This window comes from Pirellulales bacterium, assembly GCA_019694435.1.
Classification (GTDB): Bacteria; Planctomycetota; Planctomycetia; order Pirellulales; family JAEUIK01; genus JAIBBZ01.
In genome coordinates this window covers 466,400-491,279 of the sequence record JAIBBZ010000001.1, presented here as the reverse complement: position 1 = coordinate 491,279, position 24,880 = coordinate 466,400, and the positions used below count along the sequence as shown (strand labels likewise).

The window sequence follows — 24,880 nt, the reverse complement described above, 5'->3', positions numbered from 1 at the left end:
CACGGCCCACGGGCGCGTTGGGGAACGCGCACCGCGTCGATTACAGCTCGGCGGGCTCGGCGTGTTCCGAGCGGCCGGCGTTGCGTTCGAGCTGGAGGGTGATCACGGCGATCAGCCGCGCGCGATCGATCGGTTTGGTTGTGTAGTCGTCGCAGCCGGCCTCGAGGCATTTTTCGCGATCGCCTGCCATCGCGTGCGCCGTCAAGGCGATGATCGGCGCCGGGAATTGCCGCTGGCGCAATTGCTCGGCGACTTCGTAGCCGCTGAGCAGCGGCATTTGCATGTCGGTCAGCACCAGGTCGAAGCAGTGGCCGGATTGCCAGGCGGCCAACGCCGCATCTACGGCGGCCTGGCCGTTGTCGACGATCGTCACATCGGCGCCGGCCCGGCGCAGGACGTGGGAAATCAGCCGTTGGTTGTCGGGCCCATCTTCGGCCAGCAGCAGCCTTACTCCATCGAGTTGGCCGGGTTTGGCCGGCGCGGCGGCAAGGGCTCGCGAGCGGTCGATCGCCGGTAGCTGCTCGAGCCAGGGCTCGCCGGTGAGCGGCCCCGTCGGGATCGTCACCGTGAACGTGCTGCCTTCGCCGGGCCAACTGGTGACCGAGATGTCGCCGCCCATCAGGCGGGCATAGCTGCGGCTGATCGACAGGCCCAGGCCCGTACCGCCGTAGCGCCGCGTCGTCGAAGTGTCGGCCTGGGTAAACGGCTTGAACAGCTTCGCGATCTGCTCGCGGTTCATGCCGATGCCCGTGTCGCGGACGTGGATCACCAGTTGCGGGTTCGCGCTTTCCCGATCGGCGCAGGTCAACACGACGGCCACCTCGCCGGCGGGAGTGAATTTGATCGCGTTGCCGACCAGGTTGATGAGGATCTGCCGTAGCCGCGTCGGGTCGGCCTGGATCGTCTCGGGCACCGGGCCTTCGAGTGCGAGCCGCAATTTGATCTGCCGCTCCTTACTGCGCACTTCCATCGTGCTCACGACGTCTCGGGCAATGGTCACGGGCTGGCAGGCGATCCGTTCGACGATCATCTGGCCGGCCTCGATCTTCGACAAATCGAGCACGTCGTTGATCAAGGACAACAGGTATTCGCCATTCCGGCGAATCGTGGCGCCGACTTCATGGCGCCGCCCTTCGTGGAGGTAGACGTCGGGGTCGTCGAGCAACAGGTCGACAAATCCCAGGATGGCCGTCATCGGCGTGCGGATTTCATGGCTCATGTTGGCCAGGAAATCGCGCTTCGCGCGGTTGGCCTGGCAGGCGGCGTCGGTTGCCGCCCGCAGGTCGCGCTCACTACGTTCTAGGCCGAGGAGCATTTCGTTGGCAGCCAGGGCCAGTTCGGACAGTTCATCGTTGCCACCGACTTCGATGGGCTGGATGGAATTCCGCTGCGCGCCAACTTCTTTCAGTTCGCGGGACAGTCGAAACAATCGCGACAGCACCAGGCCGTCGAGCGACTGCCAGAGTAGTGCACCAAACACCAGGCTGGCGGCGCCGAGGCAGATCAGCAGCGCACGCAGGCTGGACCGGGCCTGGGCAGCAATCGGGCGAGGTAGCTCGAGCTCGCCGATGAGCGCGGGACTCCCTTGCAGGTCTCGCAGCAAGAAATCGACCCGCGCCTTGTGCGAATCGGCTAGCCGCACGAGCGGCTCCGAGACCTCGTCGAGTCGGCCGCAAAGCTGATCGAGCGGCGAACCAGGCACCCGCCGGTCGACGCGCACCACGCGAAAGCCGACCCGTTCGATCTCGGCAATCCGCTCGATCAGTAACTGGTCGAGCCAGATGCCCATCACCACGGTGCCGCGCACCTCGCCGTTGCCCGTGCTGGGCAGCACGGCATGCGAGGCGACCAGCAGGGGGCCCTTGTCGAGCATGAGCACCCCTGCCCGCGGCTGCTTATCGTCCGGGCGGATCAACAGTCGATCGGCTTTCCAATTTCGCGAGGCGAGGTCGTGCGGCACGATGCGGCTTTCGCCCGTGTGGCGGTCGACCGAGCCTTGAAAGGTCACCTGGCCGTCGTTGCGGAGCACGGCCAGGTAATCGACCCGCAGCGTGCGGAGCTGCTCATCCGAGCAGTTGGCGATGACGAAAGCCAGATTGCCGTCGAGGACGAAGCGATAGGTCTCGTCCGAGATGCCCCATTCGCCGGCCTTGGCCCGCAGACAGTTGGACGTCTCGACGACCTGATCGCGAACGCGCCGGGCGTCGTCCTGCATGCCCCGATATTCAACCTGGTGCAGGCCATACCAAAGGATCACGCCCGACACGGCGAACAGCAGCACAAACAGGGCCGCGACACCCAGTCCGGTGACGGTCAGAATCTTGGTTTGCAGTCGCATGGGCTAAGCCAGGACGTAGTCAAATCAGGGTGCAAATCTCGATCACCGCCGGGCTTGCTCGTTACGCTGGCAAGGCGGAACTCCGCCAAATTTAGGTTGCAGTCTGCTGGCTGGCGGCAAGCGTGTCGCACTTTTTTGGGGGGGAATACCACCACCACGCCGGGAATGACTGGAGATGGTCGCCGACTTTGCCGATTAAAGGGGCCACGCAGTCCATGCGCCCTAAAAGGGTGCGCGCGCTGCTTGCGTCGCTGCTGCAGGGGGGGAACCCGCAGTTCGGCGAGTGCCCGTGGATCAGGTTCGAGTCCGGTCAAATCGGTTGCCGGCGCGCCACTTCTGGTGGGCGTGCTGCTTTGCGCTGGGGTTGGCCTCCGCGACAGCGGCTGCGCAAGCCCCCGTCGGCTTTCAGTCCTATCCGCTGCGTTCGGCGCGGGCGGAAGACGTCAAGCCGTTGCTGGCGCCGCTGCTGCCCGGCCTGGGCGCCATCGCGCAACTCGTCGTCGATGCCGAACACAATCAACTGCTCGTCTCCGGTCCGCCGGAGGTCCACGAGATCACGCGGCAGCTCTTGGTGCAGCTCGACCGGCCGGCGGTAGGCTCGGGCCGTGCTGCGATGGCCGCCGCGCCGCGCACTGAGGCGCGCGTCGCGCAGCCGGTCGCCGGCGGCGCCCCGCGATTCGTACAACTGCGCTATGCCAGCGTGCCACAGATCGACACGCGGCTGCAGCAGATGCTGGCGCGCAAGCTCGCGCCGGCAGACGCCGTGCTGATTGGCCTGCCTGGCTATTGGGTCACCACGCGCGGCGGCGTGCAGGTCGGCATCGCGCTGAATGCGGCGCACGACCAGGTCGCCGTCGTGGGTCCCGAGCCGATGTTGAGCCAGGTGGTGCGGCTGATCGAAGTGCTCGACAGTCCGCCCGAGGAACCGGGCGAATCGGTGCGGCTCTACCCGCTCGACAAGGCCGACCTGGGTAAGGTCCGCCGCGCGGTCGATGCCTATCGCGGCGATGCCCAGGCCGATGCGCCCGGCGCGCGAGACGGCGCCACCTGGCCGGCCCCGGGCAAGGGCGCCGTGCAGCCGGCCGCCTGGAACGGTCGCCCCGTGGGGCGCGGACCCTTCCGGTTTGCGCACATGCTGCTGCAGCAAGTGCCCAACGAGGAACAGCCACACGAACCGGCCGCCGACGCGGCGCGCGATTTTTCGGGCGACGTCGAGGTCGAGGTACTGCCCGATCTGGACGTGATCATTCTGCGCGGCGATCAGCGCGAGGTGAACGAGATTCTGCGGATCATCGACGAGATCGAACGGCTGAGCGCCTTGGAACAGCCGCAGGTCGAAGTCGTCGTGCTCGAGCACGCTCCCAGCGAACAGGTCGGCAAGCTGTTGACGCAATTGCTGCCCACGCTGATCACGAGCCGGCAAGGGCAGGTCAGCGCGACCGCGCTGCTCAAGCCCAATGCGATCTTGCTGATCGGCCGCGGCGAGGCGTTGCAGGTCGTGCGCGACATCGTGGCCAAGCTCGATCAGCCGGTCGACCCGCAGGCCGTGATGCGGATCTTCGCCCTGAAGCATGCCATCGCCACGACGGTGCGCGAGACGATTCAGCAGTTCTTTGCCAATCGGACCGGGGTCGGCGGCAGCGTGCTGGTGACGGCCGATGCCCGCACCAACACGCTGATTGTGCACGCCGCGCCGCGCGACCTGGCCGAGGTCGAGGCGATCGTCACGCGGCTCGACGTCGGCGAAAGCGCCGCGGTGAACGAGTTGCGGATTTTCCCGTTGCGCAACACGCTGGCCAGCGACCTGGCGCCGGTGTTGCAAGCCGCCCTGAGCGGCACGGGCAGCGGCGCCGGTGCCGCCGCGGGTCCGCCGGGGGCCAAGTCGACGGTGCTCGAGTTCCTGACGGTCGATCCGCGCGGCGAGCGCCTGCTGCGTTCGGGCATCCTGTCCGACGTGCGAATCACCGCCGAGCCGCGCACGAATGCCTTGGTCGTGTCGGCCCCGCCGGCAAGCCTCGATTTGCTGGCGGCTGTGATCGAACAGCTCGACTCGCTGCCCGCCACGACGGCGCAGATCAAGGTTTTCAAGGTGGTCAACGGCGACGCGGAGTCGCTGGTGCGCATGCTGCAATCGCTGTTGGGCACGCAGGCCACGGCCGTACCGGGCCCCGACCTGCCGCAGGCCGAAGGCGAGACGTCGCTGGCTCCTTTGCGATTCTCGGTCGACAGCCGCACGAACAGCATCATTGCCACCGGCTCGGCGGGCGACCTGACGATCGTCGAGGCGATTCTGTTGCGGCTTGACGAAGGTCAGATCGAGAACCGGCGCAGCACGGTTTACCGCTTGAAGAACGCGCCGGCCATCGACGTGGCCATCGCGATCAACGAGTTCTTGCGCAGCGAGCGCCAGTTGCAGATCGCGGCGCCGGGCTCGTTCAGCCCCTTTGAGCAGATCGAATCGGAAGTGGTCGTGGTGCCCGAGCCGGTGAGCAACACGCTGATTCTGAGCGCCACGCCGCGGTATTACGACGAGGTATTGCGGATCATCGAGGATCTCGACGCCCAGCGACCGCAGGTGTTGATTCAGGTGCTGATCGCCGAGGTTCAGCTCAACAAGACCGACGAGTTCGGCGTTGAGCTGGGCCTGCAAGACTCGCTGCTGTTCGACCGCAGCCTGTTGGGCGACCTGACCACGATTACGTCGACGCAGAATTTCCCGGCGACCGGCGTCGTGACCACGACGCAGCAGATCGTCGGTGCCACAAACACGCCCGGCTTCAACTTCAACAACCAGGCGCTGGGCAACAGTGGCAGCGACAAGGCCCTGACCCGGAGCGACAAGGTCGCGGCACAGGGGCTGACGCATTTCTCCGTCGGCCGGCAAAACAACGAGCTGGGCTACGGCGGCTTGGTGCTGTCGGCCAGCAGCGAAAGCGTGAGCATGCTGATTCGGGCGCTCAAGGAAAACCGCCGCCTCGACGTGCTCAGCCGGCCCCAGGTGATGACGCTCGACAACCAGCCGGCCTTCATTCAGGTGGGCCAGCGGGTACCGCGGATCACCGGGACGACGATCAACCAGTTCAGCCAGGTCAACACGATCGCGCTGGAAAACGTGGGCCTGATCCTGGGCGTCACGCCGCGGATCAGCCCCGACGGCCTGGTGGTCATGGAGATCGACGCCGAAAAATCGGAGCTGGGCCCGGACGCCGAGGGCATTCCGGTGTCGATCTCCTCGACCGGCGAAGTGATTCGCTCGCCGCGGATCAACACCACCACGGCCCAAACCACGGTCAGCGCCGCCAGCGGCCAGACGATCATCCTGGGCGGCCTGATCGTCAAGGCCACGACGCAGATCCATCGCAAGGTGCCGCTGTTGGGCGATATCCCGGTGCTGGGGATGTTGTTCCGCTACGACGCCAATCTGAACCGGCGCAACGAGCTGTTGATCATCCTTACGCCGCACGTCGTGCGCAACGAGGCCGAGGCCGAGGCCCTGCGCCAGGCGGAAGAGTCGCGCATCAACTGGTGCCTGGCCGACGTGCAAACCGTACACGGCGACCAGGCCCACATGCAGCGGGCCACGCAAGCCGAGTTCGACTCGGGCAGCGCGGTGATCTATCCCGACGGCCAACCCGTCGAAGGCACGCTCGAAGGTCCGGCCTACGAGGTCGTGCCGCCGAGCCCCGGCGTACCGACTCCGGCCGATGGCTTCGACGGACCCTTGGTGATCCCGCCGGGCACCGCGCCGCCCGCGCAGGCGCCGCGGGGCGATCCGTTGAGCAGCGCTGCGCCGGTTGTCCCACCGACGTCGGCCGTGGCACCGGGCGCGCCCGGGGGACGAATTCCGATCGTGCAGCCGCGGTCGGCCACGGCCGTGGCCCCCGATGCACATACCGCGCAGCCGCCGGCCGCTCCCGGCGTGCGCCGCGCCGCCTACCTTGCTCCTAGTCGCTGATCTCCGATGAACGCCAGCTCACAGCTTGGAATGCCGCGGATGTCGAGACTTGCTGCGCGCGGACCGCGATTCGTCGTGGTCCGGCCGATCGTGCTCGGCGCGTTGCTGCTCGCGCCCTGGCTTTGCGGCTGCGCGCAGTTCGACTTGCGCCGGGCCATTCCCTGGGACGACTCGAACACGACCAAACCGAAGCAGCCGGCCAGGCTCACGGCCGTCTGGACCGACACCGTGCTCACCCAGGCCGGCCAGCCTTCGACGCGCGGCTTTGGCGGGCGCTTGTTGTTCTATGGGGCCGATGCCGACAAGCCGGTCTGCGTCGACGGCGAGCTGACGGTGTATGCCTTCGAAGAGCACGGCAGCCAGCAGAAGAATCATGTACCCGACCGGCGTTTCGTGTTCACGTCGGAACAATTGCCCAAGCATTACAGCCGCTCGTCGCTGGGCCACTCGTACAGCTTCTGGCTTCCCTGGGACGCGGCCGGCGGCGAGCGAAAACGCATCTCGCTGATGGTCAAGTTCGAGTCGAAGGAAGGCTCGACGATCACCTCGGAGATGAGCGAGCACGTGCTGCCGGGGTTGCCACCCAAAGAGGCGCAAGTCGCCGGGTCGGCGCCCCAGCCAGCCGTGCAGCTCGCGGCGGCACAATCGCCGGTGAACCCGGCCGCCGCCATGCCGGCCACCTTGCAAACGACCACGATTCAGGTGCCGCCCGCCTTGGGGTTGAGCCGCCTGGGGGGCGCGAGTCTTCCAGTGCAAGGTGGTGCGTTCGTCGCGCCGTTCGCGCAACCCGCCGCGGTGCCTCAGACAACGGCGACTGCCGTCGCTGCGCCGGCGAGCGCGCCGGCGGCTAGATCGATACCCCCGACTCCGGCGCCGAGTGATCCTCGGGAACGCTGGAACCAGTATCAGGCTCAGGGTTGGGACGAGTACCGTCGCCAGCGGGCGGCAGAGGTTCGGCAGGCCTTACCGAGAGCAAGTTACGAACCTGGTCAACTCCGGGTGCAAGGAGGACCCATAGCGCAGCCACGTCCCGATCGTGCGCTGATGCGACCTCACCCTCCAGGGTGGCAACCCGCCCCTGCAGCGACACCTGCAACGGTCCCGTCGCCCGTGGACCCAGGCTTTGCTCCAGCCGCGCAGTGAGCGCCCGGCTGGCGGCCGCCGGCGCAACGGGCGGCACTTCAAAATCGACGCGCAGCCGCGGCGGATACGGCCGCGCGCGGCCACCGGCATCGGACGGCTGTGGGCGGTTGACGTTGGCATCGCTGCGGTCGGGCAGATTGCCGATGGCCGAGCGAATGGGCCCGCGGCTGCGTCCCTGTTGAATGCCGATGAAGTTCGGTGTTTCGAGCACGTCGGCGCCGACAAAATCGTCCCGACGGCGCGCACCGCGAATGAATCGCTCATTGCCGTTGACGGTGCCGTCGGCCATGGCGCCGGGCGAGGGTTGGCGCCGCAACGTATTGCCCAGGCTGCGCGCCCCGAACAATTGCGCCGACGCCACGTTGCCGCTGCTGACGATGCAGAGCAGGGCCAGGATCAAGGTGCGGTACATCGCTACTTCGCCGAAGGGTGTGTCTTGCGGGGCGGCGCGGCGCGAGAGTCCCCCGCGCCGGTGCCCACCAACACCATTCTAGCTCGGCGTTCGCGCGCTTGCCTGCTCGCCGGCGGTTGCGTTGGGCCGTAGCAGCGACCGCAGTTTCGGGCCGCGGAGATGCGAGTTCGCCGCGGCGGCGGGAGCCGCGAAAGCCGGTTGACCGGCGCGTCCCTTCATGCGCCACACGCGGAGATGCCATTTGGTCGTGCACAGGGCGACGAAGATGCCGACCGCCGCGCCGGCCAGGGTGTCGCTGGCGAAATGGGCACCGCATTCCATCCGCTGCAAGCCGACGGTGATCGCCAGGATCAGGAACACGTCTTTGAGCCGTGGATAGAGCAGCGCCAGGGCCAAGGCCAGGCCGAACGCGCTGGCCACGTGAGCCGAAGGAAAGCTCTGCAAATCGCTGCTGTGACCTAGCGGCGGAAACAAGCCCTGGAACGATTGCCAGGCGGTCCCCTCGAACGAAAAGATCCGTGGCCGGGCACGGACAAAACACAGCTTGAACACGTTGCTCGCCAGGCCGGCGCCCAGCGAGGACACCAGCAGCAGCGCGAGATCGGCCAGCCACACCCGGCGGTCGACGCGCCAGATGATCAGCGTCAACACGATCGCCCCGACGGCGTTGCCGAACGGTTCCGCCTCTTCGAACACGTGCCGGAGGTTGTCGGGGCATTTTTCTTGCAAAAACCAGCGCGCCAGCGGCGCGTCGATCGTCGGAATCGCGGCCAGCGCCAGCAGCAGCAGGGCCGGCGGAAAAAGCCAGCCCCAGCGCGAATCGAACAACCGCCAGACGGGCCGCGGATCGGCGGCACCGGGCGCTTCTTTGCGAACCGCAGCTTCCATGCTGGCGCTCACTCCTGCTGGCGTCTCGACCACCCGCAACGCTGGTGGCCTCTTGTATCGCTCGCTACCGACTTGTGGCCAGATCAACCGGCCGTTTTTCAGACACTGCTAGCGATGCTGTCCGCGTCCCAAAGTGGAGAAAGGAACTGGCGTTGTGAGCCGGCGTGCGGCGGCGCTACACTCCTCGCCGGCGCCGCGCGCAAGCGGCGCGAGCGACGATTCCCTCCGAGGGGGTGCAAGGATGCACACGGCGCGGTGGCGCTTCGGCGGCCTGGCCTTGATCGCAGGTCTGATCTTCTTCGCCAATCTGGGCGGCGGTGCCTTATTTGATGAGGATGAGCCCAAGAACGCCGCCTGCGGGCAGGAGATGCTGGCGCGCGGCGATTGGATCGTGCCGATGTTCAACGGCGAGCTGCGCACCGACAAGCCCGTGCTGCTCTATTGGCTCATGCTCCTGGCGTACCACGGGCTGGGCGTCAACGAGTTTGCCGCGCGCTTCTGGTCGGCCTTGCTGAGCCTGGCCACGGTACTGCTCGTGGGCCACTTGGGTCGAACGCTATTTTCCGAGCGCGCGGGCTTCTGGGCCGGCCTGGCCATGGCCAGTTGCCTGATGTTCGACGTCGTGGCCCGGGCCGCCACGCCCGACGCCACGCTGATCTGCTGCATGACCTTGGGGATGACGCTCTACGTCCGGGCGGTGGGCGATTGGCGCGCTGCGGCCGTCGGCGGCGCGGCGGACTTGCTCGCGCAGTTCACTCCGCGCAGCCGCGCGGCGTGGATCGCCGTCTACTCCGCGTGGGCACTGGCGGTCCTGGCCAAGGGGCCGGTGGGCATCGTGCTGCCGGTGGGCATCCTGGGGTTGTTCCTGCTGCTGCTGACGAGGCCCGAGCCATTGCCGCGTGGCCCGGGCTGGTGGGCCCTGGTTCGTTGGCTGGCTGTCGAAATCGCTCGTACGGTGGCGCCCGCGCGTGTCGTGCGCGCGGCGCTGTCGCTGCGGCCGCTGATTTGCCTGGCCGCACTGGCCGTGGTCGCGCTGCCCTGGTACGTGGCCGTCGGCACGGCGACCGAAGGCGACTGGCTGGTCGGGTTTCTCGGCAAGCACAATGCCGAACGCTTTCTCAACTCGCTCGAAAACCATCGCGGCCCGATCGTGTATTACGTCGTCGCGATCCTGGCCGGGTTTTTTCCCTGGTCGGTGTTCCTGACGCCGAGCCTGGCGAGCGCGACGCGGCGCTTGCGCGCGGCCGAGGCCGATCGCCCGGCGTACCTGTTCGTCGTGGCCTGGGCCGGGCTGTGGATTGGTTTCTTCTCGCTGGCCGCGACGAAGCTGCCCAACTATGTGCTGCCGTCGTACCCGGCGCTGGCGCTGTTGGTCGGCGCATTCGTCGATCGTTTCATCGCCGCGCCGCAACAGTTCAGCCGGCGGCTAGTGCATCCGTCGTTGGTCACGGTCGCCGCGGTCGGCGTGGCGTTGTGCGTGGGGTTGGCGATCGCGATGTCCGTGTTGCAGCCGGGCGACGTGGTTGTGGCGCTCGTGGGGCTCGTACCGCTCGTCGGCGGCAGCTTGTGTCTGGTCTGCTACGGCCGCGGCCAGTTCGAGCGTGCGATGCACGTCTTCGCCGCCACGGCCGTCGTGCTATGCGCGCTGGCGTTCGGTTGGGTCGCTCCGCGCATCAGCCGGCAACAGAATGCGCAACCGCTGATCGCCGCGGCGCGCGACGCACTGGGCCCCGACGCGCAGGTCGCGGCCTATGAGTATTTCGTACCGAGCCTGGTCTTCTACGCGGGCCGGCCGGTCGCCAAGCTGCAACGCCCGGCCGACGTGCAGCAGTTCTTGGCCGCCTCGCCCACGGCGTGCGTCCTGACCCGGGCCGATCAATTCGAGGCGTTGCGCGGCGAGCTGCCGGCCGACGTGACCATTCTGGCGCGGCAGCGGCGCTTCCTGCGCAAGGGCGAAATCGTGCTGCTCGGCCGCCGCGCCGCGACCGCCGCGCAGCCCACCGCCGCCGCCCGGCGCTAAGTTCCGGCGTTTCGCACGCTCGGCTGCCCGTTGCGCTCTGCTATCATGGCGGTTTCGCCCCGCCGTGCCGCTGCTACGCGAGTGTCTCCGCATGTCATCGCCTGAACCGTCGACCGAGCAACTCGCCGCCGCCACGGCACAAGTCTGGTTGAAGCCGCGCAAGGCCGGGCCCTTCGTCGGGCGCCATCCCTGGGTCCTCGACACCGCCGTCGCGCGCGTCGAGGGCGAGCCGGCCGACGGCGACGTGGTCGACCTGATTGCCGACCGCGGCGATTGGCTGGCCCGGGGACTGTACAACAGCAGCAGCAAGATTCGCGTCCGGCTGTACACGTGGCGGGCCGACGAGGCGCTCGACGACGCCTTCTGGCGGCGCCAGCTCGAAGCGGCCGTCGCCCTGCGCCACCGGCTGGGTCTCGACGACCCGAGCGGTGCCGCCCGGCTGGTGTTCAGCGAGGCCGACGGCCTCAGCGGCCTGGTGGTCGACCGCTATGGCGAATGGCTCTCGGTGCAGATCAACTCCTTGGGGCTCGAGCGCCGCAGCGAATCGCTCGTCGCAGTGCTCGACGAGTTGCTCCGCCCGCGCGGGATCGTGCTCCGCAGCGAAAAAGGCGTGGCCCGCCGCGAGGGCTTGTCATTGCGCGACGGTTTGCTGCGCGGCGCGCTGCCCGACGGGCCGATCTTCATCAGCGAAAACGGCCTGCGCTTCGGCGTCGACCTGGTGACCGGTCACAAGACGGGCTTCTATCTCGATCAGCGCGACAACCGCCGTGCGGTGGCGGCCCTGGCCCGCGACGCGCGCGTGCTCGACTTGTTCTGCTACTCGGGCGGTTTTGGCCTGACGGCCGCGGCGCTCGGCGGGGCCCGCGAGGTGCTCGGGATCGACACCAGCGACAAGGCCATTGCCCTGGCCCGGGCCAACGCCGAGTTGAACGGGCTGAACCAGGTGCGGTTCGAGCAGTCCGACGTGTTTGCGGCGATCGACCAACTGGCCGCGGCGGGCGAGAAATTCGATCTCGTGGTGCTCGATCCGCCCAAGTTTGCCCAGGGGCGCGAGAGCCTCGACGATGCGCTGCGGGCCTATCACCGGCTCAACCGCCGGGCGCTCGACCTGGTGCCGCCGGGCGGGATCCTGGTCACCTGCAGTTGCTCGGGCCACGTCAGCCGCGACGACTTCTTGATCCTGCTGGCCGGCGTGGCCCAGAAGTCGGGCCGCGAGATCCAGGTGCTCGAATCGCGCGGTGCCGCGCCGGACCATCCCACCAGCGTCACCTGTCTGCAGACGCAATATCTCAAGTGCCTGATCTGCCGGGTGGTGTGAGGTTGCGGCGACGAAACCAGGCGAGCCCGAGCAGGCCGGCCAGCGCCAGCACGAACCCGGACGGTTCGGGAACTTCGAAGAGGTGAATGGTGGCGCTGTCGTAGACCCGCAGCCAGGCCTCGACGGGCGTGCCGTCTTGCAAGGTTCCCTGGAGCAGGTCGTTCTCGAAAGAGAGTCCCATGCCGTAGACGTTCAAGACCGCGTTTTGCGTGAGGTCGCTGGGGCTATCGAGTCGGCCGAAGTGGCCGCCGCGCACGTTCACCACGGCGTTGTCGGCGATGAATCCGCCCCCGGTCATGTAGCCTCCTTTCATGTTGACCACCGCGGAGTCGTGGAAGTCGGGCCAGTCGACGTAGCCGCTCTTGATGGTCGCGATGGCGTTGTCGAACATCGCCAAGGGGCCGATGGCGGCGCCGTTCACATGTAGCACGGCGCCGGCCTCGAGCAGGGTCGCGCCGGCATATCCGCCATTGGCGTCAACGGAGGAGTTGGCCGCGTGGAGCCCAAAGCCGGAGCGGTTGGTCGGGTTCCAACCGCCGTAGAAACCGCCCCCGGTGATCACGGCGTGCTGGGTGTTGTAGATCGACAGGCCGTTGCCGAAGACGTAGCCGTAGGGGCTGTTGCCGGGATAGAAGTTGCCGCCGGAGATGTAGGCCGTGTTTGAGGCGCCGTACAGGCCGATGCGCATGCCGTCGCCACCCGGCCAGCCGATCCCGCCCGAGAAATTCCCACCGCTCACATGCAGCGATGTGAAGCTGTAGATATCGGCGCCGAATCCGCCGTAGCGGTAGGCGAAGAAGCCGCTCGAGTCTCCGCCGATGAAGTTGCCGCCGGAGATCGAGATCTGGCCGCCGTCGGCGACCAGCCCCGAGCCGCCCGCGTAACTGCCGCTGCCGCCGGCGATCGTTCCCCCGCTGACGTTCAGGACCGACGTGGGTCCGGTGAGGCTCATCGCGTTGGGGGCGAACGGGTCAACGTCCGGCGCCGTAATGGCCGCGCCGGTCACCACGTTTACCGTGCTTCCGTTGCTGATCCCGACATACGTGTCCGAGCCCGATACCGTGTGCGTACCGCCGTCGTTATAGTCGGTGGCGCGGGCCGGGCCAGCGATTGCGACAAGCACCAAAGCAGAGATTGACGCGCCCCAGCGAACCGATGCGCGAATCGTCACGAGCGACTCCTTTGCGACTGGCGCCTGATTAGACATCTACCCATTGGGTACACGACCGCCGCCTCGTCTTCACGTTCATGCCGCCGCACGAGCCCACCTGCATGCTAGGAACGCGGACGTTCACCAGCAACCAACAGGACATTCCCGGAGCCTTCCGGGTCGCGCTCAGCCAGTTGGCGCCTCCACGGCTGTGCTTTCGCGCGAGCCCGTTGCCGGTCTGCGGCGTCGAATCAACCGCCGCGCAGGTGGATGCAAACGGGACTCACCCGGCGAGGCTCTCACGCGGCAGCCTGCCCCGTGGCGCGGCGCCGGCAGCGGCCGATTGGCGAGACGGCTTGGCCTGATCTACAATCGTCGTCCTCCGCCGATGCGGAGGGGGTGTGCGAAGGGGCGCGCAAATCTGTCATTCCGTACTGTCATATCGAGGTTTCCATGGCCACGCTTGCAGGCAAGACCTTGTTCATTACCGGTGCCAGCCGCGGCATTGGGCTGTCGATCGCCCTGCGGGCTGCCCGCGACGGGGCCAACATCGTGATCGCCGCCAAGACGTCCGAGCCGCATCCGAAGCTGCCGGGCACGATCTACACGGCGGCCAACGAAGTCGAGGCGGCCGGCGGCAAGGCGTTTCCGTTGGTCGTCGACATTCGTAACGAGGATCAGGTCTACACGGCGGTCGAGCAGGCCGTCGGCCGTTTCGGTGGGATCGATATCCTGGTCAACAACGCCAGCGCCATCAGCCTCACCGGTACGCTCGAAACGCCGATGAAGCGCTATGACCTGATGCATCAGATCAATACCCGCGGCACCTACGTTTGCTCGCAGGCCTGCATTCCGCATCTGAAGAAGGCCGCCAACGCGCACATCTTGAACAACTCGCCGCCGCTGAACATGCACCCGCGCTGGTTCAAGAACCACGTGGCCTACACGATGGCCAAGTACGGGATGAGCATGTGCGTCTTGGGGATGTCGGCCGAGTTGGCCGACGCGGGCATCGCGGTCAACGCGATTTGGCCGCGCACGGCGATCGCCACGGCCGCGATGAAGATGCTCGGCGGCGACGCGGCGATGAACCAATGCCGCAAGCCGGAGATCATGGCCGACGCCGCCTATGCCATCCTGACCAGCGACAGCCGCAAGTGCACGGGCAACTTCTTCATCGACGAAGACCTGCTGCGCGAGCGCGGCGTCAAGGATTTCGAACAGTACGCCGTCGTGCCCGGCCACGAGCTGATGCCCGACTTTTTCCTCGACTGATTGATGGAACCGTCTCGAACCACGCGCAGCCGACGTAAGACGAATTGACCATGACCGCTCCGCTCAACAAATACAGTTCCCGCGTCACGCAGCCCAAGTCGCAAGGCGCGAGCCAGGCGATGCTCTACGGCACCGGATTGACCGAGGCCGACATGCAAAAGGCCCAAGTAGGCATTTGCAGCGTCTGGTACGAGGGCAACACCTGCAACATGCATCTCAACCACCTGGCGGCCAAGGTCAAAGAGGGCGTCGTCGCGGCGGGCCTGGTTGGCATGCGGTTCAACACCATCGGCGTCAGCGACGGCATCTCGATGGGGACCGAGGGCATGAGCTATTCGCTCCAGTCGCGCGACCTGATTGCCGACTCGATCGAAACGGTCATGGGCGGCCAATGGTACGACGCCCTGGTCGCGCTGCCCGGCTGCGACAAGAACATGCCCGGCTGCCTGATTGCCATGGGCCGGCTCAACCGTCCGGCCATCATGGTCTACGGCGGCACGATCCGCGCCGGCTGCGCGAACGACCAGAAGCTCGATATCGTCTCGGCGTTTCAAAGCTACGGCGAGTACCTGGCCGGCACGCTCAACGAGGAACAGCGGCGCCAGGTCGTGCGGCATGCGTGCCCCGGCGCGGGCGCCTGCGGCGGTATGTACACGGCCAACACGATGGCCTCGGCCATCGAGGCGATGGGCATGTCGCTGCCCTACAGCGGCTCGATTCCGGCCGAGGACCCGGCCAAGCTCGAAGAATGCTTCCGCGCCGGCGCGGCGATTCGCACCTGCCTGGAGCGCGACATCAAGCCGCGCGACATCATGACCCGCGCGGCGTTCGAAAACGCGATGGTCGTCGTGATGGCGCTGGGCGGCTCGACCAACGCGGTGCTGCACTTGATCGCGATGGCCCGCAGCGTGGACGTCGAACTTGCGCTCGACGATTTCCAGCGGATCAGCGATCGCGTGCCGTTCATCGCCGACCTGAAGCCGAGCGGCCGGTTCGTGCAGGAAGACCTGCACGCCGTGGGCGGTACGCCGGCGGTGATGAAGTACCTGCTCGAAAAAGGCCTGCTGCAAGGCGACTGCCTGACCGTGACCGGTAAGACGCTGGCCGACAATCTGGCCGACCTGCCGGGCCTCAAGCCGGGGCAAGAGGTCATCCAGCCGCTCGAAAAGCCGATCAAGAGCACGGGCCACATCCAGATTCTGTACGGGTCGCTCGCTCCCGAGGGGGCCGTGGCCAAGATCACCGGCAAAGAGGGGCTGCGGTTCAGCGGCCCGGCCAAGGTCTACGACTCGGAAGAAGACATGCTCGCGGCGCTCGAGCGCAAGGAGATCGTCAAAGGCGACGTCGTGGTGATTCGCTACGAAGGCCCCAAGGGCGGGCCCGGCATGCCCGAGATGCTCACGCCGACCTCGGCCATCATGGGAGCCGGGCTGGGCAAGGACGTGGCCCTGCTGACCGACGGCCGGTTCTCCGGCGGGTCGCACGGGTTCATCGTCGGCCACGTGACGCCCGAGGCGCAAGCCGGTGGACCGATCGCCCTGGCGCGCACCGGTGACCGCATCACGATCGACGCACACACGCGGCGGATCGATCTGGATGTGGCCGAAGACGAACTGGCCCGCCGCCGCGCGGCCTGGCAAGCGCCGCCCTACAAGGCGACGCGCGGCACGCTCTACAAGTACATCAAGAACGTCAAAAGCGCGTCACTGGGGTGCGTGACGGACGAGTAGCCGTCGCCGGGACCTCAGCCGGCTGCTGCGCCGGCGCGCTGGCCGGGCGGCGGGCCGTGACCAGCGCGCAGAGCTGGATCTCACTCGTTGCGCGCTGATTCGTGCCGAGCGGTCCGCGCCGCACTTCGATCCGCTCGGACGACGGGCCGCCAATCAAGAGCGTCTCTCCGACGTTTACTTCCGCCGAGAATTCAAACGCGCGAATGCGCAGGGCTGGCGGCGTCGAGTCAGCGGGATCGACTTTCTCCACCCGCATCGGTTCGCTGAGCTCCACGGCGATCTCGATGCGCAGCCGATCGGCACCAACCTGCCGTGGCGTCAAGGTGAGGATTGTGCCGTACGGGCGCATTTCGGTTACCGCCGGCCCAACGGGCAGTTGCACAAACGCGGGGTAGCTGCCACCGACATGGTAGTGCACCGTCCGGTTGCAACTCGTCGCTACCCGCGGCGCCTTAAGCACGCGAAGCACGTTGGCCTCGCGAAGCGACGTCAGCAATTGGGCCGGGACATTCTCAACCAGTATGCTACCTTCACCGGGTTCGACGGCATCGGCAAATCCGACGCCCAGGGCCTGCATCTTGGTGCGGTTCAGGTCGACGATGTCGACGTCGAATTGGAACAGCTCGCCGGGTGGCTCAAGTTGCTCGACCTGGCCAGTGAGCAATCGGACCGCCTGCTCCTCGAGGCCAGCCGCGCTCAAGTGCTGCGCGGCGATCTGCAGGTGCTGTTCACGCGTCAGCGGAGGTTGCTGCGCGGCGGCCGGCACCGCGATTGAGAACAGAGCCACCGCAAACGCTAGCTGCCAGCAAGCTCGCCCCGTCATGATTCGGCTCCTTCCGCGGATTCCAAGAATAGGTGCGGCAGCCATACCACCGCCGGAGACGCGGCGTCAATCGCAGCTTCCCGGGCGACATTACGTCGGCGACTTGGGCTCGATTTGCGGCACTGCCCGCAGGCCGATCAACTCCAAGAGCCGCAGAGCGTTGGTTGTGGTGGCGCCGCCGGGGCGCAACTGGTAATCGAACGTCATCCGCGCCGCGCCGTGCTGATCGCGGTCGACCTGTTCGCGGAAATGAACCTGCCGGCTGCATGAGCGGAGCGGCTCGGCGTCGGCCAGGTGCAGATCGTGCGTGGTCACCGCGCCCAGCGCGCGGCAGCGCAGCAGGTGGCCCACGACTTCGCGCACGGCCGTTTGCCGTTCGGCCGAATTGGTGCCTTGCAGAATCTCGTCGAGCAGGTAGAGCAGGACGCGCGGCGAGCCGGCCGCACCTTGGGCGCGATCGACGATTTCCTTGAGCCGTTTCAGCTCGGCCAGGAAGAACGACACGCCGTCTTCGAGCGAGTCCTGCACGCGCATGCTGCTGGCCACCTCCAGCGGCGGCAATTCGAGCGCCGCCGCGCACACCGGGCCGCCGCATTGCGCCAGCACGACGTTTGCACCGATCGAGCGCAGCAGCGTGCTCTTGCCCGACATGTTCGAGCCGGTAACGAGCAGAAAACTGCCCGGCGGACCGAGCTCGACGTCGTTCGCCACGCGGCGCTCGCCCGCGAGCAGGGGGTGCGCCAGCGCGCGGCCCGCCAGGCGCGGTGCGTCGGCCGTAAACTCGGGAAAGCACCAGGCCGGCTCGTCGTGCCGCAGACCGGCCAAGGCAGCGAGCGTTTCCAATTCGCCCAGCGCCGCGAACCAGCCGCGCACGGCATGGCCATGACGCCGCTGCCAGCGCTCGACCAGCGCCAGTACGTGAAAGTCCCACAGAGTGAAGAACTGCAGCGGCAGCCAGACCATGGGCGAAAACCGCAGCTCGCCCAGTTCCATCGCGCGGTGCAAATGGTCCAGCGCCGCGTCGGCAGCCGTGCCCTGGGCGCGGAGCGCTTGGCCGAGCGACTCCAACTTCGGGCACCGGGTCGACGCGGTCGCGGCCCAGGCGAACAGCTCGGCGTAATGTGCGACGGCCCCTTCGCGCTGCGCTACCTGGTTGAACACGGCGTGCACGCGGCCACAGCCGAAGAAGCTCACCGTCAGACCCACGACCAAGGGCAACATCCACCAGCCCGGCGCGATCAGGCCTGCGTAGGCCGCCAGGCCCACAACCAGCGAGAGCAAGGGGGTCGCCAGCACCAAGGTCCAGAGCATGGGCCGGGCGTGCAACCAGCAGGGGCCTTCGGCCCAGGCGATGAATGGGTCGCTGTCCGGATCGTGATCGGCCAGTGGTACCGCGCGGACTTCGAGTCCCTGGCGCCAATCGAGCTGCGGCGCAAGCTCGGACACGGCGACCTGGCGGCGCACGATCTCCGGCACATCGGCCGGCGCGAGCAGCCACGCGGCGAGCGTGGCCCGGGCCGACGGCGAACCGACGTTGCTCAAGAGCTGAGCGAGCGATGCATGTCCGAACAGATCCAGATCGCCGGCCGTGGCCAGGTCGCCTTTCAGCTCGGGCAGGCGCAAGGGGGGCAACCGATTCCATTGCCGCCGCACGCGCGCCGCCTGGCGCTGGTTCAGTTCGGACAAGCGGCGCAGTTGCAGGCACTCGCGCCGCAGGCGCCGGTCCTGGGTCACCAGCCGAGAGAACACCGCGCCACACATCACCGCCGCGACGATCGCGATGCCGCGCAGCGGCGGAGCTTGAGTCCAGGCGACCACCGCGAAGACCGCGGCGAGCAGGAAGGTCGCCAACCGGGCCGCCGTCAATCGCTCACCCCGGCGGCGCAGCGTGTCGGCGTCGGCCGCGCAACGCGCAGCGCGGGCCTCGTAGTCGGCGGCACGTTCGGCCATCGGCGATGTCGCAGTCGTGTTCACAGGCCTGGTGAAAAGGGGGGAACTCATACGGGAAGCCACAAGCCTACAATGGAGGCCCCCGATGTTGCGACGCGCCTGGGACAAATTGACGGACCGCTTTGCCGCACCGGCGTCGAATGCCGCTGCGCGGGCCGATCTTGCGCGGCGCGCCACGGCCGCCGGGACCTTGGCGCTGGTTGCGGCAACCTGGCCGTTGTGGACGCCGCTGACGGAGTTTCCCCGGGTGCCGATCGTGCCTTGGCCATCGGCGGGCGCCTGGCTGCTGATCGGCGTGGCACTCGCGGGGCTGGTTGCGTCGCTGGTCGCGCGCGGGCCCGCCAGGGCGATCGCGCTGGTCGTCGGCACGACCGGCTTGATGGCGCTGGTCCTCGACGATCAACAGCGGTTTCAACCCTGGATCTATCAAGCCTGGCTTTGGTCGGTCGTGTTGGCCACGGCGGCGCCGCAGCGCGCCGTGCGATTATTGCGGCTGCTCGTGGCGAGCATCTATGTCTACGCCGCGCTGGCCAAGCTCGATGCGACCTTTGCGACCACCTTGGGGCCACAACTGGTCGCGGCGCTCGCCGGGCTGTTGGGCCTGACGATCGACTTGGCGCCGGCCGGTTACGAGCGGGTAGCGGCACTCGCCCTTCCCGGGTTCGAATTGCTCGTCGGTGCGGGGCTTTGTGTTCCACGGCTGCGCACCTGGGCCATCGGGGGTGCTTGCGCCATGCACGGCCTGACCATCCTGGCGCTCTCGCCGTGGGGCCTCGACCATCGGCCGGGAGTGTTGCTCTGGAATCTGTCGTTCGCCACGCAGGGGCTGATCTTGTACTGGCCCGGGCGAAAACCCATCGAGACCGAACCGCTCGACGCGCTGCAACCGGCCACCGCGCGGGCGCGTCTGCGGGGCTACGCTGCCGAGCTGGTGACCTTGGGGGCGATCCTCTGGCCCCTGGGTGATCGGTGGGGCTGGTGCGATAACTGGCCGGCCTGGGGGTTGTATGCGACTCGGGCCGAGCGCGTCACCGTCCTGGTCCACGAAGACGATCGCGCGCGGCTGCCGGCCGGGTGTCGAGAGTTTTTGGCGGCGCAGCCTGATGAACCGGATTGGTATCGTCTGCGGCTCGATCGCTGGTCGCTGGAAGTGCGCCGTGCGCCGCTCTATCCGCAGCGACGCACGCAGTTGGCCGTGACTTTGGCCGTGGCCCGACGGTCGCGACTGCGCCATCCGCTGCAAGTCCTGGCCGAAGGCCGCGCGGGCCGATTCAGTACCCGGCGCGACGCCCGTTTGCTCTGGGGAGAGGCCGAGATCAACGCCGCCCTGCGGGAGTTCGTTCTGCCGGCCCAGCCGCATTGGCCCGAGGCGCAAGCTGCGCAGCCGGGCCAGGGCCCGAAGCCCGCAGGCTCATGAACCGCTACACGGCGCTCGTGGTGCCCATCTGCAGTTCGACCATGCGTCGATAACGCCCGTCGCCGGCCATCAGTTCTTCGTGGCGGCCGACTTCGAGGATCTCGCCGTTTTCGATGACCACGATACGATGGGCGTGCGTAATCGTGCTCAACCGGTGCGCGATGACCAGACACGTGCGGCCGCGCATCAGCGAGCGCAGGCTGTCCTGGATCAGCCGCTCGCTTTCGGTGTCGAGATTGCTCGTGGCCTCGTCGAGAATCAGGATTCGGGGATTGGCCAGCACGGCGCGGGCAATCGCCAGCCGCTGCCGCTGACCACCCGAGAGCCGCACGCCGCGTTCGCCGATCACGGTGTCGTAGCCGTGGTCGAGGGCCTCGATGAAATCGTGCGCGTTGGCCACCTGGGCCGCGTGCTCGACGAGCTCGCGCGGCGTGTGCCGGCGGGCATAGGCGATATTCTCGGCCACGGTGCCGTCGAACAGGAACACGTCCTGTTCGACGATTCCCAGCAGGTTGCGATAGCTCTCGACGTCGATCTCGCGCAGGTCGCGGCCATCGAGTTGGATCGATCCGGTCGTCGGATCGTAGAACCGCGCCACCAGGTTGCAGAGCGTCGTCTTGCCCGAGCCGCTGGGGCCCACCAGCGCGATCGTCTGGCCGGGCGCGATGTCGAGGTTCACGTCGCGCAAGACCTGCCGCTCGGAGCGCGGGTACTGGAACGACACGTCGCAGAGCGTGATCCGTCCCCGGACTTCGTCGCGGCGCACGGCGACCGCGCCGGGCAAGGGCGGCATTTCCGGCGGCTCCTCGAGCAGGTCGAGCACGCGCTCCAGGCCGGCCAGATTGTTCTGCAACTGCGTGGCCGTCGTCGCCAGCACGGCCAGGGGCCCCAGGAGCATGGCCAGGTAGGCCATGAACATCGTCAAATCGCCCAGCGAGAGCACGCCTTGCATGACCTGCCAGCCGCCGTAGAGCAACAGTCCCGCCGTGGCGGTCGGCAGCAGTAGTTCCCAGACGAGTTCGACGCACCGAGCCCACCACCAGGCGGTCAGCTCCTGGCGCGTCATCAGGTGATTGCCGCGCATAAAGCGGCCCGTCTCGGCGCGCTGCCGGCCGAAGGCCCTAACGACGCGCATGCCGCCAAAGGCTTCGGTCGTGTGGGCATCGACGTCTTCGCGCTGCTTGCGGATGTCACGGTAGAGCGGACGGATGCGCACGATCCAGGTGCGGTGCGTGAGATACACGGCTGGGATCAGCGCCAGCGACCCGAGCAGCAGGCGCCAATCGACGACGGTCAGAATCGCCAGGCTGCCGATCAACTGGACGATCGCGCGCCAGGGGTTGTAGATCATGCTGAAGACCAGCTCGGCCACGCCGCCGGCGTCCTCGCGGAGCACGCTGGTGACGCCACCCGAGCGCAGGGCATGCACGCGATCGAGCGGCAGCCGCACGGCGTGGGCAAACACGCGCCGCCGCAGATCGAGCTGCATCCGCCGCGTGGCCAAGGTCGCGTACCAGCGGCCCCAGAGGTGCAGTCCCACGTCGAGCAACGACAGCACGAGCACGATCGCGCCGATGGCGGCCAACAGCCACAGCCGGCCCCACGCTTCCGGCCACCACGCCGCCACGACGGGCGGCAGCGGTGCGGTGCCCAGGACGTTGTCGACCACCACCTTGGTCGCCGCGGGCGGGGCCAGCTTGACGAGCGTCGACACGGTGACCGTGGCCAGCGCGAAACCGATGGCCACGCGCTTGCCGGCGGCCAACCGCCAGAATTCGCGCAGCAGCTCGCGGGCCGAGCGATGGCGCGGATGCGAAGCCGCGCGCGTGCTGTGGGCCGGGGCCGAGACCTTGAACTCGCCGGCGCGTCGCCGCTCGATCAAGCGGCGACGATATTCGAGATAGCGCAGCCGGCTGCTGCGGAGGGAACGCATCGCGGGGCCAGACCCACCAGGAAGGAATCTACCGCTGGCATTCTAGCCGCGGGCGCGTCGCCGGGGGGCGACGGGGCCGTCCGGCTCACCCTCCGGCCGGCGAGAGCACCAGCCGGTGGACGGCCTTACCGGGCAAAAACGGCGTCTGGCGACCCTCGGTCCAGGCCGCATGTCCGTCGCGGTAGTGCGGCGAAAGCGGGTGGCCACTTTGGCCGCAGGGCATGTGAAAATAGCCCTCGGCCTCGCGCCCCGGCGACACGCACAGCCGCTCCGAGGCGCCGCTGCTGGGCCGCTGAATGCGCGGCATGTTCACCGTGTCGCCGGCCAGGGGCTCGGCCGGCATGTTCAACCAGTCGGCCAGTTGCGGCACGGCTTCGGCGATCGGGTGGCGGATCTGCGCGGTGTTGGCCTCGCCCCAGGTGTTCTGCGCCAACGGCTGGCCGTCGGCGGTCAACTCGGCCAGCACAGCATCGAGCGATTCGAGGAGCAGGGCTTGCCAGTCGGCGTATTTCGCATCGAGCAAATGCTCGGGCCGCTCGGTGACCAGCCGCCAGACGGGCGGCTCGAGTCGATTCGCCGACGGCATCCGAAAGCTCGGGTCCTGCTGCCGGCAAGGGGCCGCCAGCATGTGGCCGACCAGGTCGACCGTCTTGAGGCGGAAGTTGCGCACGATGCGAAAGCCCACCGAGTCGATCGCCGCGCGCGCTCCCCACTGTTCGACCAGCGCGCGGGCCTCGGTCCGTTGGGGTTGGTCTTTCGTAGCCGCTTCGTCGAGCGTGTCGAGCAGCAGCTTCTGCCAGCGCTCCAGGAGCACCGCGCGATCGTCGAGCTGGATGGCGAGCATGTCGGCCTCGGACGCTTGTTCGAGCGCCAGCAAGTCGTCGCGAATCTGGCTTTGCCGCGCGCCCAGGTCGTAGCCGCCGTCGCGCACGATCTTGAGCATCTCGGGATTGGCCACGCGGGCATTGGCGGTCCAGATGCGGCCCGTCGGCGGATCGACGACGCGCGGATACTCGCCCGGTTCGAGATAGCCCTGCCAGGCGCGTTGGCCGTCGGTCCACGAGGCCGGCAGCCGGCCGTCGAAATCGGGACGGCGCGGAATGCGGCCGAGGATGGTCCACGCGATGCGGCCCTGCTTGTCGGCCACGACGAAGTTCTGCGCCGGCGAACCGGCCAGGTTGGCCAGCTCCAGGGCGCGTTCCAGTTCCGTGCAGCTTTCCAGCGCGATCAACCCGAGATTGACACCTTCGGTGTCGTGCGCCACCCACCGCGCCACGCGATCTTGCCCGGCCGGCGAACGGTTGATCACGGGACCCCAGATCGTTTCGCGGACTTCGAGCGTTTCGGCCGGGGCGTCTTTCACCAGGATTTGTTCCGCGTGCTTTTCGAACGGTTGGGGCCCGTCGGGCGTTTGATACGCGTCGGGATTGTCGGCCGGAGTGTCGAGCAGCACCACGTCGAGCCAGTCGCCCTCGCTGTTGGTAAAACCCCAGGCGATCTGGCCGTTCGAGCCGACGACCATGGCCGGCGTGCCGGGCAAGGTCACGCCGGTGATCGCGTGATCGCCGGCCTCGTCGGTCCACTGGAATTGTGCGCGGTACCAGATGTTGGGCACGCGAATGCCCAGGTGCATGTCGTCGGCCAACAGCGCCCCGCCGTGCTTGGTGTGCTTGCCGGCGACGGCCCAGCAGTTGCTCCCGCGCATCAGGCTGCAGGTGTCTTGCAGGTGGTCGATCGAGGGCGCCGCCTCGCCCACCGGCGCCGCGGCGGGCTGCGCGCCGGGCGGGTTACGCAGGTTGATGACCTCGGGACCCGGCGTCGGCGGCAGCGTGAAGTCGTCGCCATCGATCGGGGCGTCCCATTCCGAGCCGGCCGCCAGCAGGAAGTCGAACATCGCCGGCGGGTAGGCCTCGCGCATCACGCCGATCTTGCACTCGTGGTCGAAATCGTCCCATTGCAGGTCGAGGTACATCGAGTAGAGCACCAGCGACGAATCCTCGGGCCGCCACGGGGCCGGAGCGGCGCCCAACATGACGTATTCGAACGGCGGTTGACCGAGCGCCTCGAGGCCGGCGTTGACGCCATCGGTGTAGGCCAGCACCAGCTCGCGTTGCTGATCGTTGCCGGCGTCGAGCACGCGCTTGCCCCGGGCACGAAACCGGTGGACGCGCGTCTGCCGATCGTGGTCGAGCGCGGCCTTGCCGACCAACTCGGACAGCTCGCCAGCCGAGTTGCGCCGCAGCAGGTCCATCTGGAAGAAGCGGTCCTGCGCGTGGGTATAGCCGAGAGCATAGGCCAGGTCGCGGCGGCTCTTGGCCTGGATGGTCGGCACCCCGAGCTCGTCGCGCTCGATGGTTGCCTGCGCCACGAGCCCCTTGGCCGGCAGCTCGCCGTCGAGCTCGGGCAGGCTGCCGGCGATCTGGCGATAGCCCCAGTAGGCGGTGCCCGCCATCACGAGCACGAGCACCAACAGCAACGCGCCCAGCACCTTCAGCAAACGCATGCCCATCGATCGATCCGCCTGCAGC

At 67.7% G+C, this 24,880-nt stretch carries 16 protein-coding genes; 6 read left to right on the top strand and 10 right to left on the bottom strand.

Annotation, left to right across the window (positions count from 1 at the left end):
* Positions 1-40 precede the first annotated feature (40 nt).
* On the bottom strand, positions 41-2,338 hold the full coding sequence (locus K1X74_01935; protein MBX7165086.1) for a response regulator: 2,298 nt from the start codon (positions 2,336-2,338) through the stop codon (positions 41-43).
* A gap of 364 nt (positions 2,339-2,702) precedes the next feature.
* On the opposite strand from K1X74_01935, the gene K1X74_01930 reads away from it, so the two are divergent.
* Positions 2,703-6,293: a hypothetical protein gene (locus K1X74_01930; protein MBX7165085.1), complete on the top strand. Its 3,591-nt coding sequence runs from the start codon at positions 2,703-2,705 to the stop codon at positions 6,291-6,293.
* On the opposite strand, the gene K1X74_01925 is transcribed toward K1X74_01930, so the two are convergent.
* From K1X74_01925 to K1X74_01910, 4 genes are all read right to left on the bottom strand, one after another.
* Positions 6,272-6,529, bottom strand: coding sequence for a hypothetical protein (locus K1X74_01925; protein MBX7165084.1), 258 nt, complete (start codon positions 6,527-6,529; stop codon positions 6,272-6,274). The genes K1X74_01930 and K1X74_01925 overlap by 22 nt on opposite strands.
* Before the next feature lie 186 nt (positions 6,530-6,715).
* Positions 6,716-6,988, bottom strand: coding sequence for a hypothetical protein (locus K1X74_01920; GenBank protein MBX7165083.1), 273 nt, complete (start codon positions 6,986-6,988; stop codon positions 6,716-6,718).
* A gap of 152 nt (positions 6,989-7,140) precedes the next feature.
* Positions 7,141-7,848, bottom strand: coding sequence for a BON domain-containing protein (locus tag K1X74_01915; protein MBX7165082.1), 708 nt, complete (start codon positions 7,846-7,848; stop codon positions 7,141-7,143).
* A 78-nt stretch (positions 7,849-7,926) separates the two neighbouring features.
* A complete protein-coding gene (locus K1X74_01910; protein ID MBX7165081.1) occupies positions 7,927-8,736 on the bottom strand; it encodes a phosphatase PAP2 family protein in 810 nt (269 codons plus the stop codon).
* Positions 8,737-8,977: 241 nt separating this feature from the next.
* Here K1X74_01910 and K1X74_01905 point away from each other — a divergent pair, with 241 nt between their 5' ends.
* Together K1X74_01905 and K1X74_01900 are read left to right on the top strand one after the other, a co-directional pair.
* Entirely contained in the window at positions 8,978-10,756 is a 1,779-nt protein-coding gene (locus tag K1X74_01905) for a glycosyltransferase family 39 protein (GenBank protein MBX7165080.1), read from the top strand.
* A 91-nt stretch (positions 10,757-10,847) separates the two neighbouring features.
* Positions 10,848-12,074, top strand: a complete 1,227-nt coding sequence (locus K1X74_01900) for a class I SAM-dependent rRNA methyltransferase (GenBank protein MBX7165079.1) — start codon at positions 10,848-10,850, stop codon at positions 12,072-12,074.
* On the opposite strand, the gene K1X74_01895 is transcribed toward K1X74_01900, so the two are convergent.
* The gene (locus tag K1X74_01895) at positions 12,046-13,083 is read right to left on the bottom strand and encodes a hypothetical protein (protein ID MBX7165078.1); all 1,038 of its coding nucleotides are present in this window, start codon (positions 13,081-13,083) and stop codon (positions 12,046-12,048) included. The genes K1X74_01900 and K1X74_01895 overlap by 29 nt on opposite strands.
* A 594-nt stretch (positions 13,084-13,677) precedes the next feature.
* Between K1X74_01895 and K1X74_01890 the strand changes: the two genes are divergently transcribed.
* Positions 13,678-14,499: an NAD(P)-dependent oxidoreductase gene (locus K1X74_01890; GenBank protein ID MBX7165077.1), complete on the top strand. Its 822-nt coding sequence runs from the start codon at positions 13,678-13,680 to the stop codon at positions 14,497-14,499.
* 50 nt (positions 14,500-14,549) lie between these two features.
* Entirely contained in the window at positions 14,550-16,229 is a 1,680-nt protein-coding gene (gene ilvD, locus K1X74_01885; protein ID MBX7165076.1) for a dihydroxy-acid dehydratase, read from the top strand.
* Here the strand turns inward: ilvD and K1X74_01880 are convergent.
* Together K1X74_01880 and K1X74_01875 are read right to left on the bottom strand one after the other, a co-directional pair.
* The gene (locus K1X74_01880) at positions 16,192-17,052 is read right to left on the bottom strand and encodes a type II and III secretion system protein (protein MBX7165075.1); all 861 of its coding nucleotides are present in this window, start codon (positions 17,050-17,052) and stop codon (positions 16,192-16,194) included. The two genes, ilvD and K1X74_01880, sit on opposite strands and share 38 nt — an antisense overlap.
* Before the next feature lie 90 nt (positions 17,053-17,142).
* A complete protein-coding gene (locus tag K1X74_01875) occupies positions 17,143-19,002 on the bottom strand; it encodes a DNA mismatch repair protein (GenBank protein MBX7165074.1) in 1,860 nt (619 codons plus the stop codon).
* A gap of 85 nt (positions 19,003-19,087) precedes the next feature.
* On the opposite strand from K1X74_01875, the gene K1X74_01870 reads away from it, so the two are divergent.
* Positions 19,088-20,419, top strand: coding sequence for a hypothetical protein (locus tag K1X74_01870; GenBank protein ID MBX7165073.1), 1,332 nt, complete (start codon positions 19,088-19,090; stop codon positions 20,417-20,419).
* Positions 20,420-20,423: 4 nt separating this feature from the next.
* On the opposite strand, the gene K1X74_01865 is transcribed toward K1X74_01870, so the two are convergent.
* Both K1X74_01865 and K1X74_01860 read right to left on the bottom strand, forming a co-directional pair.
* The gene (locus tag K1X74_01865) at positions 20,424-22,352 is read right to left on the bottom strand and encodes an ABC transporter ATP-binding protein/permease (protein ID MBX7165072.1); all 1,929 of its coding nucleotides are present in this window, start codon (positions 22,350-22,352) and stop codon (positions 20,424-20,426) included.
* An 85-nt stretch (positions 22,353-22,437) separates the two neighbouring features.
* Complete coding sequence (locus tag K1X74_01860; GenBank protein ID MBX7165071.1) at positions 22,438-24,855, bottom strand: penicillin acylase family protein; 2,418 nt, start codon at positions 24,853-24,855, stop codon at positions 22,438-22,440.
* Positions 24,856-24,880: the final 25 nt, after the last annotated feature.